Source organism: Marinobacter nauticus (genome assembly GCF_003634635.1).
Classification (GTDB): Bacteria; Pseudomonadota; Gammaproteobacteria; order Pseudomonadales; family Oleiphilaceae; genus Marinobacter; species Marinobacter nauticus.
In genome coordinates this window covers 827,445-842,775 of sequence record NZ_RBJB01000003.1, presented here as the reverse complement: position 1 = coordinate 842,775, position 15,331 = coordinate 827,445, and the positions used below count along the sequence as shown (strand labels likewise).

At 59.4% G+C, this 15,331-nt stretch carries 19 protein-coding genes; 7 read left to right on the top strand and 12 right to left on the bottom strand.

The genetic code is table 11. The annotated features are described in order from the left end of the window. Positions 1 to 25: 25 nt before the first annotated feature. Positions 26 to 541: a DUF3299 domain-containing protein gene (locus C7436_RS09940; protein WP_114433951.1), complete on the top strand. Its 516-nt coding sequence runs from the start codon at positions 26 to 28 to the stop codon at positions 539 to 541. A 4-nt stretch (positions 542 to 545) separates the two neighbouring features. Here C7436_RS09940 and C7436_RS09935 read toward each other — a convergent pair whose 3' ends face one another. Beyond that, positions 546 to 1,133 (bottom strand): ZrgA family zinc uptake protein, encoded by a 588-nt coding sequence (locus C7436_RS09935; protein ID WP_121207719.1) that lies wholly within the window; start codon positions 1,131 to 1,133, stop codon positions 546 to 548. Between the two features lie 184 nt (positions 1,134 to 1,317). On the opposite strand from C7436_RS09935, the gene C7436_RS09930 reads away from it, so the two are divergent. From C7436_RS09930 to C7436_RS09910, 5 genes are all read left to right on the top strand, one after another. After that, positions 1,318 to 1,914, top strand: coding sequence for a UPF0149 family protein (locus C7436_RS09930; protein ID WP_121207718.1), 597 nt, complete (start codon positions 1,318 to 1,320; stop codon positions 1,912 to 1,914). Positions 1,915 to 1,926: 12 nt separating this feature from the next. Further along, entirely contained in the window at positions 1,927 to 3,246 is a 1,320-nt protein-coding gene (gene pepP / locus C7436_RS09925; RefSeq protein WP_121207717.1) for a Xaa-Pro aminopeptidase, read from the top strand. A 4-nt stretch (positions 3,247 to 3,250) separates the two neighbouring features. Beyond that, the gene (gene ubiH, locus C7436_RS09920; RefSeq protein WP_121207716.1) at positions 3,251 to 4,537 is read left to right on the top strand and encodes a 2-octaprenyl-6-methoxyphenyl hydroxylase; all 1,287 of its coding nucleotides are present in this window, start codon (positions 3,251 to 3,253) and stop codon (positions 4,535 to 4,537) included. Then, positions 4,527 to 5,753, top strand: a complete 1,227-nt coding sequence (locus C7436_RS09915) for a UbiH/UbiF/VisC/COQ6 family ubiquinone biosynthesis hydroxylase (RefSeq protein WP_121207715.1) — start codon at positions 4,527 to 4,529, stop codon at positions 5,751 to 5,753. Before ubiH ends, C7436_RS09915 begins: the two co-directional genes overlap by 11 nt. 92 nt (positions 5,754 to 5,845) lie before the next feature. Then, a complete protein-coding gene (locus tag C7436_RS09910; protein ID WP_121207714.1) occupies positions 5,846 to 6,760 on the top strand; it encodes a DUF808 domain-containing protein in 915 nt (304 codons plus the stop codon). 21 nt (positions 6,761 to 6,781) lie between these two features. Here C7436_RS09910 and C7436_RS09905 read toward each other — a convergent pair whose 3' ends face one another. The 9 genes from C7436_RS09905 to ubiE all read right to left on the bottom strand — a co-directional run bounded on the left by C7436_RS09905 (position 6,782) and on the right by ubiE (position 12,910). After that, positions 6,782 to 7,501 (bottom strand): 16S rRNA (uracil(1498)-N(3))-methyltransferase, encoded by a 720-nt coding sequence (locus C7436_RS09905; protein ID WP_121207713.1) that lies wholly within the window; start codon positions 7,499 to 7,501, stop codon positions 6,782 to 6,784. Beyond that, positions 7,501 to 8,283, bottom strand: a complete 783-nt coding sequence (gene tatC / locus C7436_RS09900) for a twin-arginine translocase subunit TatC (RefSeq protein WP_023009606.1) — start codon at positions 8,281 to 8,283, stop codon at positions 7,501 to 7,503. Before tatC ends, C7436_RS09905 begins: the two co-directional genes overlap by 1 nt. Next, positions 8,280 to 8,735, bottom strand: a complete 456-nt coding sequence (gene tatB / locus C7436_RS09895) for a Sec-independent protein translocase protein TatB (protein WP_023011245.1) — start codon at positions 8,733 to 8,735, stop codon at positions 8,280 to 8,282. The genes tatC and tatB overlap by 4 nt, the downstream gene beginning before the upstream one ends. Positions 8,736 to 8,746: 11 nt before the next feature. Further along, positions 8,747 to 8,974, bottom strand: a complete 228-nt coding sequence (gene tatA, locus C7436_RS09890) for a Sec-independent protein translocase subunit TatA (RefSeq protein WP_014422690.1) — start codon at positions 8,972 to 8,974, stop codon at positions 8,747 to 8,749. Positions 8,975 to 9,060: 86 nt separating this feature from the next. Next, positions 9,061 to 9,390 (bottom strand): phosphoribosyl-ATP diphosphatase, encoded by a 330-nt coding sequence (locus C7436_RS09885; RefSeq protein WP_022993078.1) that lies wholly within the window; start codon positions 9,388 to 9,390, stop codon positions 9,061 to 9,063. 12 nt (positions 9,391 to 9,402) lie between these two features. Continuing rightward, positions 9,403 to 9,819, bottom strand: a complete 417-nt coding sequence (gene hisI / locus C7436_RS09880; protein WP_121207712.1) for a phosphoribosyl-AMP cyclohydrolase — start codon at positions 9,817 to 9,819, stop codon at positions 9,403 to 9,405. A 27-nt stretch (positions 9,820 to 9,846) separates the two neighbouring features. After that, positions 9,847 to 11,490: a ubiquinone biosynthesis regulatory protein kinase UbiB gene (ubiB, locus tag C7436_RS09875; protein ID WP_121207711.1), complete on the bottom strand. Its 1,644-nt coding sequence runs from the start codon at positions 11,488 to 11,490 to the stop codon at positions 9,847 to 9,849. Continuing rightward, complete coding sequence (locus C7436_RS09870) at positions 11,487 to 12,128, bottom strand: ubiquinone biosynthesis accessory factor UbiJ (RefSeq protein WP_121207710.1); 642 nt, start codon at positions 12,126 to 12,128, stop codon at positions 11,487 to 11,489. Before C7436_RS09870 ends, ubiB begins: the two co-directional genes overlap by 4 nt. Beyond that, positions 12,128 to 12,910 (bottom strand): bifunctional demethylmenaquinone methyltransferase/2-methoxy-6-polyprenyl-1,4-benzoquinol methylase UbiE, encoded by a 783-nt coding sequence (gene ubiE, locus C7436_RS09865; protein WP_014422685.1) that lies wholly within the window; start codon positions 12,908 to 12,910, stop codon positions 12,128 to 12,130. The genes C7436_RS09870 and ubiE overlap by 1 nt, the downstream gene beginning before the upstream one ends. A gap of 116 nt (positions 12,911 to 13,026) precedes the next feature. Here ubiE and C7436_RS09860 point away from each other — a divergent pair, with 116 nt between their 5' ends. Then, the gene (locus tag C7436_RS09860) at positions 13,027 to 13,305 is read left to right on the top strand and encodes a polyhydroxyalkanoic acid system family protein (protein ID WP_121207709.1); all 279 of its coding nucleotides are present in this window, start codon (positions 13,027 to 13,029) and stop codon (positions 13,303 to 13,305) included. A 6-nt stretch (positions 13,306 to 13,311) separates the two neighbouring features. On the opposite strand, the gene C7436_RS09855 is transcribed toward C7436_RS09860, so the two are convergent. Beyond that, a complete protein-coding gene (locus C7436_RS09855; RefSeq protein WP_121207708.1) occupies positions 13,312 to 14,061 on the bottom strand; it encodes an FFLEELY motif protein in 750 nt (249 codons plus the stop codon). An 81-nt stretch (positions 14,062 to 14,142) separates the two neighbouring features. Beyond that, positions 14,143 to 15,066 carry a hypothetical protein gene (locus C7436_RS09850; protein WP_011786824.1) on the bottom strand — a complete coding sequence of 308 codons (924 nt, stop codon included), beginning with the start codon at positions 15,064 to 15,066 and terminating at the stop codon, positions 14,143 to 14,145. Positions 15,067 to 15,331 lie beyond the last annotated feature (265 nt).

The window sequence follows — 15,331 nt, the reverse complement described above, 5'->3', positions numbered from 1 at the left end:
CTGGTTTTTTGGAGAGCCCGTGTTGATGTTCACTGATGTTCTGTTCCGCAAGTCGCTTGCCTGCCTTGGACTGGGCTTGTTGTTATTGGTTTCCCTGGCGGTCCGTGCCGAGCCCCGGGAGATCGACTGGCTTGAGTTAATGCCTGCGGAAGATCTGGCGCTGCTCGAGACTATGCCGGAAATCGAACATGAGGGCGATGGCCCGCCCCTGTTGCCGGACGAAATCATGACCGGGCGGGTGGTTCCGGAAATGGGCAACGTCGAGGGCCGGATTCCGGGCTTCGTGGTACCGCTGAAAACCACGGACGATATGCGCATTCTCGAGTTCTTCCTGGTGCCCTACTACGGCGCCTGCATCCATGTGCCGCCACCACCCCCAAACCAGATCATCCACGTAAAATACCATGAAGGGTTTACCCTGGAGGCTCTATACGACCCGGTCTGGATCGAGGGGGAGCTGGTGATTGAGCGAACCGAGAATGATCTCGGCACCTCCTCCTATTCCATGGTGGCGCAGTCGGTAGAACCTTACACCGAGTAACGGTTCAGCGGCCAATCCGGAATTGCTGGTCGCCGACTTCCAGTCTTGTGGCGCCCTGGCCTTCAGGGCCGATCCACTGAACATCCAGGTGTTCCAGTGCCGGAAAGTGCTTCACCAGCGGTGTGGCCAGTGTCTGGTGTTCGGCAAGTCCGTCGCAGGTCAGTGATTGGGTAATCTCGATATCGCTGTGGTCGTTTGCTTGCCCGTGATCGTGATCGTGATCGTGGCCATGGTGTTCGTGCGCATGGTCACTGTGATGACGGGGCGCCTCGGGCCACGAGCTGTGAAAGCTGGCATCTTCCACGTTGCAGTTGCCATCCTCAGTGTTAATCAGAGGGGTCGACATCAGCCACTGCTCCAGATCCGCCAGTTGCCGATGCTGTTGCTCTGTGCGTGGCTCGTGCTCGAAGCCAAGCAGATTGTATGCGGGTGAGCGAACAAAGACATCGGCGGTGTTGGCGTCTATGGCTACCTGGAGTTCCGCATGGCCATGTTGATGGGCGCTGGGGTTGTTGGCCGCGCCCGCGGTCAGCGGAGCCAGTACGGCGCTTGCCAGTGCCACGGTCATGAGAGGCGTAACGTTTCTGCGCATCGGGTCATCCTGTCCATATTTGATATGTTATAACATTTTTGTCTGGCGTGAAGATAAAAGCAACCCCGTCTGCCCGGGTATTCGTGCCAGGATTTCCCCAGAATGCTAGGATACGGTATTCGTCGGGGCACCGCCCCGGCGCGTATCTGAACGTACACCACCGATTTAAGGAAACGGCAGCTTCATGTCCGAAACCGATACCTCCGCCGCCCTAGCGGCTGAATTTGAACGCTGGGCTAACGTGTTTACCGCACACAAGGCGTTCAGCCACCCCTCTGAGCTGCATGGCGTGCTCTGTGGCCGGCTGGCGGCAGGCTCCCGTATTGACGAGCCTGAGTGGCTGGCCATGGTTTGCGAACACATGGGGCTGGCTGATGAAGCGGCTGAAGAGTCGGATGACCTCGCCCCTTTTATGAACAACGCCTACGGCAAAACGCTCAAGCAATTGCAGTCCACCGACATGAGTTTTCAGCCGTTATTGCCAGATGACGACTATGCCATCGATCAACGACTGGAAGCCCTGGTGGCCTGGGTTCGAGGATTTCTGGAAGGCATGGCGCTGGCGGCGGGCGCTTCCCTTGGCCAGGCTCCGGATGAGATCCGGGAGCTGATCGAGGATATGGTGGCCATCAGCCAGCTGTCGGAGGACGAAGAATCCGACGACGAAAGTGAACAGCAACTGCTTGAAATTACCGAGTACGTGCGCCTTGGCGCGCTGGCGGTGTTCACCGAGTTCAACGAGCCGGAGAAGCCGGCAGGCGATTCGCCCACCCTGCACTGATCAGGAGCTATCATGGCTGTGACCATTCCCGTGAAAGAGTTTGCCGAGCGCCGTCGCAAGTTGATGGACCGGATGGCCTCGGACAGCATCGCTATTCTGCCAGCGGCGCCGGAGCGGGTGCGTAACCGCGATGTGTTGCACCCGTTTCGTCAGGACAGCGATTTTCAGTATCTGACCGGCTTCGGCGAGCCCGAAGCGGTGTTGGCCCTGATTCCAGGCCGCGAGCACGGTGAGGCGGTGCTGTTCTGCAAGGAGCGGAACCCGGAGAAAGAGCTCTGGGATGGCTTTCTGGTGGGCCCTGAGGGCGCCATCGAACGTTACGGCTTCGACGATGCTTTCCCCATTGCAGATATCGACGATATTCTGCCCGGCATGATTGAAGGCCGCAGCCGGGTCTACTATCCGCTGGGCAAGGATCCGGCATTCGATAACCGGGTGATGGACTGGCTCAAGGTGATTCGCAGCAAGGTTCGTTCCGGAGCGCACCCCCCTGGGGAGCTGGTGGCGCTGGAGCATCTGCTGCATGATATGCGGCTGTACAAGAGTGCTGCCGAAATCAAGGTGATGGCAAAGGCCGGCCAGATCAGTGCCGAGGCCCACTGCCGGGCCATGAAGCGGGCTCGTCAGGGCGGGTATGAGTACAATCTTGAAGCTGAACTGATTCATACCTTTATGGAGCATGGTGCGCGCTCTACCGCTTATCCCTCCATCGTAGGTGGTGGTGCCAACGGCTGCATCCTGCACTACATCGAAAATGCGGCACCGCTGAAAGACGGCGACCTGGTACTGATAGACGCGGGTTGTGAGCTGGAATGCTACGCCTCGGACATCACCCGCACCTTCCCGGTCAGCGGCAAGTTCAGCCCGGAACAGAAGGCGCTTTACGAAGTGGTGTTGGCGGCCCAGTACGCGGCGATCGATGCGGTGAAGCCGGACAATCACTGGAACCAGCCCCATGAAGCGGCGCTGAAGGTGCTGACCCAGGGCCTGATCGATCTGGGCCTGCTCGCAGGCACCCTGGACGATGCTCTGGCCAACGAATCCTACAAACCTTTCTTTATGCACCGCACAGGCCACTGGCTGGGGCTGGATGTCCATGACGTTGGCGATTACAAGGTCGGCGATGCCTGGCGGGTACTGGAACCGGGGATGGCGTTGACCGTTGAGCCAGGGCTGTATATTGCGCCCGACAATACCGACGTCGAGCCGCGCTGGCGGGGTATTGGCATCCGTATTGAAGACGATGTGGTGGTCACCAAAGAGGGTTGCCGAAACCTGACCGAGGGCGTGCCGAAGACCATTGCCGATATTGAAGCTCTGATGGCGGACTGATTCAGTGAATACCGAGCGCGTGGATACTGACCTGATCATTGCCGGTGGCGGCCTGGCCGGGGCAACTCTGGCCCTGGCCCTGGCGCGCCTGGTGCCGGAACTGAAGGTAACGGTAGTTGAGGCGTTTCCGCTGTCGCCAGAGGCGTTGCCGGAGGATTACCAGCCCAGCTATGACAGCCGGTCGACGGCACTGGCCTGGGGCTCGCACCTGATCTTTGATCAGTTGGGGCTGTGGCCACAGTTGTCTGAGCACGCCACCCCGATCCGCCACATTCATGTTTCTGACCGGGGCCGTTTTGGCGCTACCCGTCTGCATGCCAACGAACACGGCCAGGAGGCCCTGGGTTATGTGGCAGACAACCGCTGGATGGGCCTGTGCCTGATGCGGGCTTTGCTTGATACCAGAGTAAGCTGGCAGGCGCCGGCTCAGGTGGAAGGCATGAAGCCTGTGGCTGGCGGTGTCCGGGTGGCCATCCGCAAGGATGGCGCACAGAAGGAACTGACCGCTCGTTGTCTGGTGATCGCCGATGGCGGGCGTTCCGGGCTGCGGGAGAAGCTGGGCTTTGTAGCCCGCACCGAAGCCTATGGTCAGAACGCGCTGATTGCCAATGTCTCCACCAGCGACAGCCACCAGTTTACGGCTTATGAACGTTTTACTGAGGCCGGTCCCATGGCTTTGCTGCCCCATGGTTCCCCTAAGCGGCCGGGGCATCAATCGGCCCTGGTCTGGACCCTGAAAGACGAGGCACTGGCCGAGATCCTGTCACTGCCGGATGAACAGAAATGCCAGAAACTACAGGAACGGTTCGGTTGGCGCCTTGGGCGTTTTACCCACATTGGCCAGTGCCATCATTATCCCCTGAACCTGACTACGGTAGATGAACCCGCCCGCCCGGGGGTTGTGCTGGTTGGTAATGCCGCTCATGCCCTGCACCCGGTGGCTGGCCAGGGCTTTAACCTGGCACTCAGAGGATTGATGACCCTGGTGGAACAGTTTCGTCGGGCGGTTGATGAAGGGATTTCCATTGGTGAACTTTCGGTACTGGGGCGTTACCAGCAACTGCATCGGCAGGACTGGCAGCAGACGGTGCAGTTCTCCGATTCCCTGATCCGGATATTTGGGCAGCCGCTGGCGCCCGTTGCCGCGGCCCGGGATGCAGGGCTGGTGGGGCTGGATCTGTTGCCGGGGGCCAAGCGCTGGTTCGCCCGCAAAGCCATGGGCACCGGTGGGCGCAAGCCGCTGGTAGGCTCCGGAGTGTCATCTTTCGAGGCGGAAAAACATGACAGGTGAATCGGTGAGTGCGGCGTGTTTTGACATTCTGGTGGTTGGTGGCGGAATGGTCGGCTCGGCCCTGGCTCTGGGGTTGTCTCGGCAAGGCTGGAATACCGGACTGGTGGAAGGAGCCCGGGTTCAGGATCTGTTGGCCCCGGGAGAGACCGCCAGCCATACCGATGACTTCGAACCCCGGGTCAGCGCCATCTCCCTGGCCAGTGAGCAGCTGCTGGATCGTCTAGGGGCCTGGCGCCATGTCCAGGCCGGCAGGCATTGCGGCTATCGTGGTATGACGGTCTGGGATGCCGACGGTACCGGTCGAATTCACTTCGATGCGGCTGAACTCCATGCTGATACCCTGGGTACCATTGTTGAGAACCGGTCGATTGTCCGCGCTTTGTTTACCGAGCTGGCGGACAGTAACGTTACGGTGATGGATGGTGTGCGTGTGCAGGGCTGGAGTGCCGGAGCCGGAATCCAGTTGGACGATGGCCGAACGCAGTCCGCCAAACTGGTGGTCGGGGCCGATGGTGCCCAGTCGCGGCTGCGCCAGTGGTCGGGACTGGCTACCCGGGAATGGGATTACGATCAGCAAGCGATTGTGTGCACCGTCCGTACCCGGCAGCCGCACCAGTACACTGCGTGGCAGCGTTTTTCGCCCACCGGGCCGCTGGCGTTTTTGCCGTTGTTGACGGAGTCTGGAGACGAGCACTATTGCTCTATCGTCTGGTCACAGGATACGGCGGAAGCCCGCCGCCTGATGGCGTTGGAGGCCGAGCAATTCCGGTTGGAGCTGGAGTGGGCGATTGAGCAGCAGCTCGGGGTTATCGAATCCGTTTCACGCCGCTTTGCGTTTCCGCTGCGTCAGCGTCATGCCAAGGAGTATGTTGCCGACGGCCTGGCACTGGTGGGCGATGCTGCCCACACCATTCACCCGCTCGCCGGCCAGGGTGCAAACCTCGGCTATGGCGATGTGTCGGCCCTCCTGGACGAGCTGGGACGGGCCAAAGAACTCGCACTTTCGCCGGCAGACCAGACCGTATTGGCTCGTTATCAGCGCCGCCGTAAAGGCGAGAACCTGGCGATGATGGCGGCCATGGAGGGCTTCAAGCAGTTGTTTGCCCGGGATGAGCTGGCCATCCGGTGGTTGCGCAATACCGGTATGCGCTGGCTGGACAACCTGGCGCCGCTGAAGAACCGCATTGCCGCCGAGGCTATGGGTATAAAACGCTAACGGTTGTCCATTCTGAGTCGCCGGAACTGTTTTCCGGCGGCCTGTTTTCGTAAACTCCTCGCCTTCGTGTTCAATTTGCAAAGGAACTGTCTATGGCCGGCTCCAGCCTGCTCGTATTACTTGATGACATTGCTGCCGTACTGGATGACGTGGCGGTGATGACCAAAGCTGCTACCAAGAAAACCGCCGGTGTGCTGGGCGATGACCTGGCGTTGAATGCGCAGCAGGTCACCGGTGTTCGACCTGCCCGGGAAATCCCGGTGGTGTGGGCGGTCGCCAAGGGTTCGCTTATTAACAAGGCCATTCTGGTGCCGGCGGCACTGGCCATCAGCTTTTTTGTACCCTGGCTCATTACCCCGCTGTTGATGCTCGGTGGTGCTTTCCTGTGCTTTGAGGGGGCCGAGAAGCTGGTTCACAGGTTCCTGCACAAAGAGCAGGAAGAAAAGCACCGGCAAGAGCTGCGGGAGGCTCTGAAAAAGCCGGAGGTGAACCTTAAAGCGGTTGAGAAAGACAAGATCAAGGGCGCTGTCAGGACCGACTTTATTCTCTCCGCCGAAATCATCGCCATCACGTTAGGAACCGTGGCCGACAAGAGCTTCGGAATGCAGTTTGCGGTGCTGACCGTCGTGGCGTTGATGGTGACCGTCGGTGTGTATGGGCTGGTGGCGGGTATTGTGAAGCTGGACGACGCCGGCCTTTACCTGAGCCAGAAAGCCAGTGCCTTCGCTCAGAAGCTGGGGCAGGGCATTCTGTGGCTGGCGCCCTGGATGATGAAAACCCTGTCGGTACTGGGCACCATTGCAATGTTCCTGGTGGGCGGAGGTATTCTGACCCATGGTATACCGGCGGTGTACGGGGCCATTCACCATGTGGCCGGAATGATTTCTTCAGTGCCGGAAGTGCTGGTCACCACGGTCGGGGATGGCCTGTTTGGCCTGCTGGCCGGTGCTATTCTGGTTTTTGTTATTACGCCCGTTGCGAAGCTTTGGGAGCGCCGGGCGGCGTAATCCGTGGCGGGGCCGGCCCGTTCACAGGCAGGCGTCAAACAGCCGGCTGATCAGCACTGGCACAGCGGTTTCAACCCGAAGAATTCTCGGGCCCAGATGCACGCTCCGGCAGCCGGCCTCCTCCAGCTTTCCGACTTCGTAATCGGTAAAGCCCCCTTCCGGACCAATGCACAGGGCAGCCGGCTCATTGAGGTGGGTGGGGCAGGGGGCCGCCATGCCCGGATGCGCCACCAGTGCCTGTTTGCCACCTAGCAGTGTCGGTAGTTCATCCTCCACAAAGGGTTTGAACAGCTTACGGATATGGACCTGAGGCATCAACGTGTCTTTGGCCTGTTCAAGGCCGAGGGCCAGGTTCTCTCTCAGATGATCCTCGGTGAGCCAGGGCGTTTGCCAGAAACTCTTTTCCACCTTGTAGCTGTTAATCAGCCAGAGATCCTTCACACCCAGAGAAGCGCAGGTCTGCAGTACCCGTCGGAACATCTTGGGCCGGGGCATAGCCAGTATCAGCGTGAGCGGTAAGGGGGCAGGGGGTTGCTGATTCAGGGTTACCAGCAATTCGGCCTCGGTCTCTGTCATTGACAGCACTTCACCATGGCCCATCAGGCCGTTTACCCGGCCAGCCGGTATGCGATGGCCGGTGCCGGCTTTGAGCACCGTTTTCAGGTGCTCCAGCCGACGGCCGCGGAGACGCACCCGGTCCGGGGCGACGAAGTCTTCCTCAAACAGCAGGGCCAGATTCATCAGGCTTCGGGCTCTTCTCCGTCGGCCTCTTCCCGTTCCCGGTAGGCGAGGCGACCAAATATGATGCCGAACTCGAACAGAATCCACATGGGCACGGCCAGGAGCGTCTGGGAGATGATGTCTGGTGGGGTCAGCAGCATGCCGATGATGAAACAGGCCACGACCACATAGGGGCGCTTGGCGGCCAGGTCTTGCGGCGTGGTGGCGCCGGTCAGAATCAGCAGTACCGTCGCAATGGGGATTTCAAACGCAATACCGAAGGCAAAAAACATCTTGAGCACGAAGTTCAGATAACTGCTGATGTCAGGCAGTTCGACAATGCCCTCCGGGCCGATGGCGGTAAAGAAACCGAACACCAGCGGAAAGACCACGAAATAGGCGAAAGCCGCGCCAGCGTAGAACAACAGCACGGAAGTAAACAACAGCGGGAAGGCCAGGCGCTTTTCATGGGCATAGAGCCCGGGCGCCACAAAACTCCAGAGCTGGTAGAGAATGATCGGAATGGCGACAAATACCGCCAGAACCAGCGCCAGCTTCAGGGGCGCAAAGAAAGGCGAGGTGATGTCGGTGGCGATCATGGTCTGGCCGACCGGCAAAAGTTCGCGCAACGGCTGGGATAACAGCAGGTAGAGCTCGTTGGCAAATGGATAGATGACGGCGAAACAGATAATCACCGCCAACACCATTTTCAGTAGCCGGTTGCGTAGCTCGAGCAAATGCTCGATCAGGGGCATTTCCTGCTGTTCAGACGATGTCTGCTGGCCGTCTTGGGTGGCGCTCATGAATGCTTGTCCGAGGGGCTGGTCGGTGAGGATTCACTGGGTTGATCGCTGGCCGCCGTCTCATCCCTGACGGGTTCATGCGGAGGTTCGGGCTGTTCGCCCGCCTCCGGAGAGGGGGGCGTAACCCGCCGGGTTGCCGGTGCCGGCCTGGGCTTGCGGGTCTGATCGTCCGGCAGGATCATGTGCTCGTACTTTTTCGCCTCATCCAGGGCGCCGCGCACGGTCTTCTCCACATCGTCCAGGCCCACATCACCCGCCTTGCGCAGCTCCTCCCGGAGTTCTTCGGCCTTCAACTGCCGGTCCAGTTCACTGGTGAACTGGCTGACCATGCGCCGGGCGCCACCGATCCAGCGGCCAGCCGCCCGCGCCGCCGTCGGCAAACGCTCCGGGCCGAGCACGAGCAATGCAATCACGCCGCAGATCAGCAGCTCTAGAAAGCCGATGTCGAACATTCAGGGGGTGCTCAGCCTTGCTTTTCTTTGGGCTTGTCTTCCGCCTGGGCTTGTTGCTCGGCGTTCTGTTTTTCCAGCGGTTGCTGTTCGGCGTTCTTCTCTTCCTCGTCGTTCATGGATTTTTTGAATCCACGGATGGCGCCGCCGAGATCGCTGCCGATGTTCCGGAGTTTCTTGGTTCCGAATAACAGGATGACGATGCCAAGTACGATAAGAAGTTGCCAGATGCTGATACCCATGAGGGTTCCTCGTTCAAATGTTGCTGTTGCATGACATTGTACGCCAACCGCTACCCCTTGCGGAAATACCCCTTGGGGGTACTCCTTTACGGATTCCGGGAGGCTTTTTCTTCCAGGCCTGACAGGTCGAAGCGGCTGGCCAGTTCATCCAGAATATCTTTCGGGCCCAGGCCTAACCGTGACAGCATCACCAGGCTGTGAAACCAGAGGTCGGCCGTCTCGTACACCAGGTCCCGGGTTTCGCCGGAATGCTCTGCATCCTTGGCGGCCAGCAGCGTCTCGGTGCACTCTTCGCCCACCTTCTCCAGAATCTTGTTCAGCCCCTTGGCATGCAGGCTGGCGACGTAGGACGTGTCGGGATCCGCGTCTTTGCGGGCTTCCAGTACCTGTGCCAGTCGTTCCAGTACATCACTCACGGTGTCTGCTCCTCAGTTGCTGCCGTAGATGGTATTCGGGTCTTTGAGAACCGGATCGGTGCTCACCCACTGACCATCTTTCAGGGTTCGGTAAAAACAGCTTCGCCGGCCAGTATGGCAGGCAATGCCGCCTTTTTGTTCCACTTTCAGCAGCACCACATCGGCATCGCAATCGAGCCTGATATCCCGGAGCACCTGCTGGTGCCCGGAGCTCTCGCCCTTGCGCCAGAGTTTGCCACGGGAACGGGACCAGTACACCGCCTGTCCTTCCTCAACCGTGAGCCGGAGAGATTCCCGGTTCATCCAGGCCATCATCAGGATATCGCCATTATTGGCGTCCTGGGCAATGGCCGGCACCAGGCCGTCTTCTGTCCATTGGATCTCGTCGAGCCAGTCAGGCTGTACGACGTTAGCGGGAGAATCTTGCATTTTTATGAATCCTGAATCTTTGATGGTTCAGCGACTGCCCCGGAGCATGACGCCTGCCGCTCCGGCAAGCAAGACCCAGCTCCAGACCGGCAGATCGGCCAGCCACTGCCCGGCGTGGGGCTGGCTGCCCACCAGGGCCGCGCCTGCCAGAACCAGGGCGATGAAGCCCCGGCGCCAACGGCGTTCGCTGCGCATTTGCTGCTCTTTCATCAGCGCCAGGGTTGCCCGGTTTTGCGCTTCGGTGGGGCCGCTGGAGCGTATCTGTAGTAGTGCGTCGTGAACCAACTGGGGCATCTCTGGCGATTGCTCGAGCCATGATGGGAGGTGGTTCTGCAGAGACTTGATCAGGCCGGACGGACCGATGCGTTTACGCATCCAGTCTTCCAGAAACGGCTGGGCGGTACTCCACAGATCCAGGTCCGGATAGAGCTGGCGGCCAAGGCCTTCGACATTGAGCAGGGTTTTCTGTAACAGCACAAGTTGTGGCTGCACTTCCATGTTGAAGCGCCGAGCGGTCTGGAACAGGCGTAACAGGAAGTGACCAAAGGAAATATCCTTCAGGGGGCGCTCGAAGATGGGCTCGCACACCGTCCGAATGGCGGCCTCAAACTCGTTGACGCGGGTTTCCGGCGGCACCCAGCCAGACTGGATGTGCAGTTGTGCTACCTGGCGGTAATCCCGGCGGAAGAAGGCCAACAGGTTACGGGCGAGATAGCTCTGGTCGTCGGGGGCCAGAGTGCCGACGATACCGAAGTCGATGGCAATGTACTTCGGGTCGGCGGGATTGCTGATATCGACAAAGATATTGCCCGGATGCATGTCAGCATGGAAAAAACTGTCACGGAATACCTGGGTAAAGAAGATCTCCACCCCTTTTTCCGCCAGTACCTTCATGTTGACGCCCGCCTTTTCAAGGGCGGGTACATCGGCAATGGGAATGCCGTGAATGCGTTCCATCACCAGCACCGATTTGCGGGTGTAGTCCCAGTCGATAAAGGGTATGTAGATCAACGGGGAGTTCTCGAAATTCCGGCGCAACTGGCTGGCGTTGGCGGCTTCCCGTTGCAGATCCAGTTCGTCGTGGATGGTGGAGTCATAGTCTGCCACCACCTCCACGGGGTGCAGGCGCTTACCCTCAGACCAGTACTTTTCGAGCAGGCCGGCCATCAGGTACATCAGGCCCAGATCCTGGCGGATGACTTTTTCGATGCCGGGGCGCAAAACCTTGACCACCACCTTCTGGCCGTTGGGTAGGGTTGCGGCGTGCACTTGAGCCACCGACGCCGAGGCCATGGGGTCTGGACTGAACTCGGCAAACAGTTCCGAGACGGGCGCACCCAACGATTTCTCGATAATGCCTCGGGCCTGTTCACTGGGGAACGGTGGAACCCGATCCTGTAGCTGTTTCAGGGATTCGGCCATGTCATCCGGTAACAGGTCCCGGCGGGTGGAGAGAATCTGGCCGAATTTGACGAAAACCGGGCCCAGCTCTTCCAGTGCCAGGCGCAGGCGGTCACCCCGGCTCAGTTTGGGCTGCGGGAACAGGTGCCAGGGTGCCAGCAGAAAAAAGATTTTCAGCGGTGTAGGCAGTTCAGACAAGGGCAGAAACGTGTCCAGCCGGTAGCGGCAGAATACCCAGGCAATTCGGAACAGGCGTTGCAGGCGGGTCACAGGTTCTCCGTATTGTTATCGCTGCCGGGTGCTTGCAGTTGCTTCAGCCGAGCCTCCAGGCGTTCGGTGCGCAGGCTCAGCTCATCGATATCCCGAAAGGTGGCCTCCAGCTCCCGCCGGCAGGGCAGAGTGCGGCTCTCTTCGTGGACATATTCCTCCACATTGGCGTTCATGGTGCTGAACGCCTGGCGGCTCCACTTGACTGCCTGGCGGATGCGTTTGCCGATGAAATGGGCCGGCACATCGCCCAGGTGGTTTGCCATGGCCGCTTCCCAATCCGGTTGCAGCTGGTTCAGAGCGCGCTGCAACTGGTGGGCCAGGGCCGTGTCGCCCTCCACCGTCAGGCGTTCGTCGGCAAATACCCGGTCATCGCCCAGTGCCAGGGCGGCAAAGGCAACCGGCCGCCCGGTGATGATTAACACCGGTTGCGGATCCGGCTGACTGCGAACCTGTACCCGTTCGCCAACGCGATTCAGGGTCCAGTGCATGGTGACCGGGGCCGTAATGGTGAACTGAACCGGCCCGCCCAAGGCGCCCAGCAAGGCACGCTGGCCCGCCGGGTCCAGTGCCAGCGCCCGGTTCAGGGCGCCCTCAATAATGGCGCCTGTCGCAGACAGCAGGGTCGGGCCGGGGAACATCAGGGCTTGATTCCCACGTGCAGGGCCACGATGCCGCCGGTCATGTTGTAGTACTTGCAGTTCACCAGGCCGGCAGTTTCCATCATGCCCTTCAGGGTTTCCTGATCCGGATGCATGCGGATGGACTCGGCCAGGTACTTATAGCTCTCGCTGTCCCCGGCAATCAACTGGCCCATCAGGGGCAGGGCGGTGAAAGAATAGGTGTCGTAGGCCTTGCTCAGCAGCGGGTTGGTGGGCTTGGAGAATTCCAGCACCATCAGCTTGCCGCCCGGCTTAAGTACCCGGGCCATATCCCGCAGGGCCTGATCCTTGTCGGTCACATTGCGCAGGCCGAAAGCAATAGACACCGCCTGGAAACTGTTGTCCGGGAACGGCAGGTGTTCGGCATCGGCCTGTACGTATTCGATGTTGCCGGCGTAACCCCGGTCGGTCAGGCGGCTGCGACCCACCTGCAGCATGGAGGCGTTGATATCGGCCAGCACCACTTTGCCGGACGGGCCCACCAGATCGGAAAACTTCATGGTCAGGTCGCCGGTACCGCCGGCAATGTCCAACACCTGATGGCCCGGGCGTACGCCGCTCAATTCAATAGTAAAGCGCTTCCACAGGCGATGAATGCCCATGGACATCAGGTCGTTCATGAGGTCGTACTTGCCGGCGACACTGTGGAAAACCTGGGCCACCTGACCGGCCTTCTGGCTTTTCGGCACATTGCGAAAGCCGAAGTGGGTAACGTCGTCCTGGCCGTTGCCTTGGGTGCCCGGTGCTTGCTGCTCGCTCATGGAAGTTGGTCCTGTCAGAATCTAAGCCCTGTATTCTAACCTTTGAGGGGTTGGCTACAAGTTTATTGCCGGCTTACACTGTAAAACCGTTTCCAAATCACTGAGAAAACTGATTCATGTCTGTTATCGATATCCATCGCGCCCATTCCCTGGACAAGGAGCACGCCCGCGAGGCGGCCGAAACCCTGGCCAAGGATTTGTCCAAACAATTCGATGTCAATTACCAGTGGGAAGGCGATCTGCTGAAGTTCAAACGCAGCGGTGTCAAAGGGCAACTGGATATTTCCGAGCACGACCTGCATATCCGACTGGAGCTGGGGTTGATGCTTCGGCCCTTCAAATCCCGCATTGAGCAGGAGATTCACTCCCAGCTGGATCAGATCATCCAGGCCTGAATCCCGCTACAGGTCATCCGGCAGGGAGAAAGGGGTCGGGTGGCCCGCCAGAATGTTGTCCATCACTCGTTGTTCCCGGCTGAGCAGGCGATCAATCAGCAGGTCGACCCGATTCATTTTCCGAAAGGCGCTGTAGCCCCGGTGTAGAAAGCTGTGCAGATCACCCAGGTCGGCCATCTCGGCCGGACCGCGGGTCATGGACAGTAGCCAACCGAGGGTGCGGTTGCGAACGTAGCGATCCAGTTCCTGTCCGGTTTCCGCTACCAGAGCCAGTTGTCGCTCGCGAATTGCAAGCTGTTTGCTGGCGCGATAAGCCTCGCAGTAACGCTCATCATCAAGACCTGTTGCCGAAAAGCCCTGCTGCGCCAGTATCTCTGCCAGCTCAAGATCGAGGCTCTGGGTAATCAGGTTGAGCTCGACCAGGCCGGCAAAGGTGGCCAGCAGGTGGTCGGGAAGCCATTTCACCATTTTCGGGAACACCCGGTCGATGTTGTCATCACGGCGGGTCATGCCGGCAGGGGCATAGAGGTCGGTCAGCAGAAATTCCAGGCCGGTGTGGTAGCCCGGGTGACGGTATAAATCCTGGTGCGTATTTTTCAGCCGCTCTGCCTGCCAGTCTGCCACTTGGTGGGCCTCGTCCCGCAGGGGGTGCCCGGCCTTGTGTTGGCGGAAATCGTGGTATTCCAGCAGCAGGCGTTTCAGGCGGTGGGCGTTCTCCGTGTGCACATCCGTGGCAACCAGCCGCTCACGATACATTAAAGGCTCCAATCAACCGGGCAGAAAAGCGCCAGTTTAACGAAGCCTTGGGTGTGACGCACCTGCCCGTTTGCGTTGAATTCAGCCTTGGGCCGCAGCCTCGAGGGTTTCCAAGCCCGGCACCCATTCCTTGCTGTCCAGCGTGATGAAGTGGCTGGGGGCTTCGGTTTCGACAATGCGCATGGTGGTGGGGCTGGTGCGAGCGCTGGCCAGCATGGCCTGGCGATCCAGTATTCGGTCGGTGGCCGGTATCAGGAAAGTCCCATGGCGCACATGGCGATACACCGAGGTGTCGGTACGCGCCATCCACTCCATGATGTTCTCGATGTTGCGAACAATGGTCAGGTGGTCTTTGGTGGCGTAGAACAGTTTGCTCAACAATTGGCGTTTGCGCGGATTCATCTTGCCAAAGAAGGTCTGACCATAGGCCGACTGGGGGGCGCTGTTGATCAGACGAATCAACCAGGGCCACATGCCATGGCTGACCGGCTCCAGCAATGTGGTTACCAGCGCATGCAGTTTGCCCTGGGGTAAAACCGGCGCTTCCAGTACCACTTCCACGTTTTCGTAAAGCTCCGGCCACTGCCGGATGGCCTCCAGAATAACCGCACCACCCCGGGAGTGGCCATGGATCCGGATATTCTCGGTGCTGGGCAGGTTCTGCAACGACTGATTCAGGATACAGGCATCGTATTCGATGGTGCCTTCCAGGTGCTTGATGGGCACTTCCCAGGCCGGATTCTCAGGTGTCACACCGTTCACCGGGATGTGATAGTTGCTGCAGGTGAGCAGAATCAGTTCTGTGGTGGGGCCATCGTAGGCCTGGGTGAAGTAACAGTGATTTTCTAGAAAACCATGTACGCCAATCACGGTGTGCGCTGCTGTGCCACTGTGATTTCGAACAGACACCGCACCCCGGCCCACGCGGTAAACCCGGCCGGAAAACATTTCGGAATAGGCGCTTTCGATCGGTTTGATCAGCTTGCGAACATGACTGGCTTTCATGATTCTTCTCCCTCCGGCCGCTTTTCGTTGTGTTATTGGTTTTGCTGAGCCGGTATGACATTTGTACCGTGAATGCCGAACGGGTTTAGTGGCGCCAGTGCCTTAAAAAATGGTGTGTTGGGGCCAATTGGCCGATCCGGGACACGGTTTTATAACCATGGCACTGGGCCATATAACCAGTATAGGACCGAACAGTTACTCACGTGTAATTTTTTGTAACTGCGTGCGGGGCGTCCGAGGATGGAGCCGCTATCCGGACTCTGGC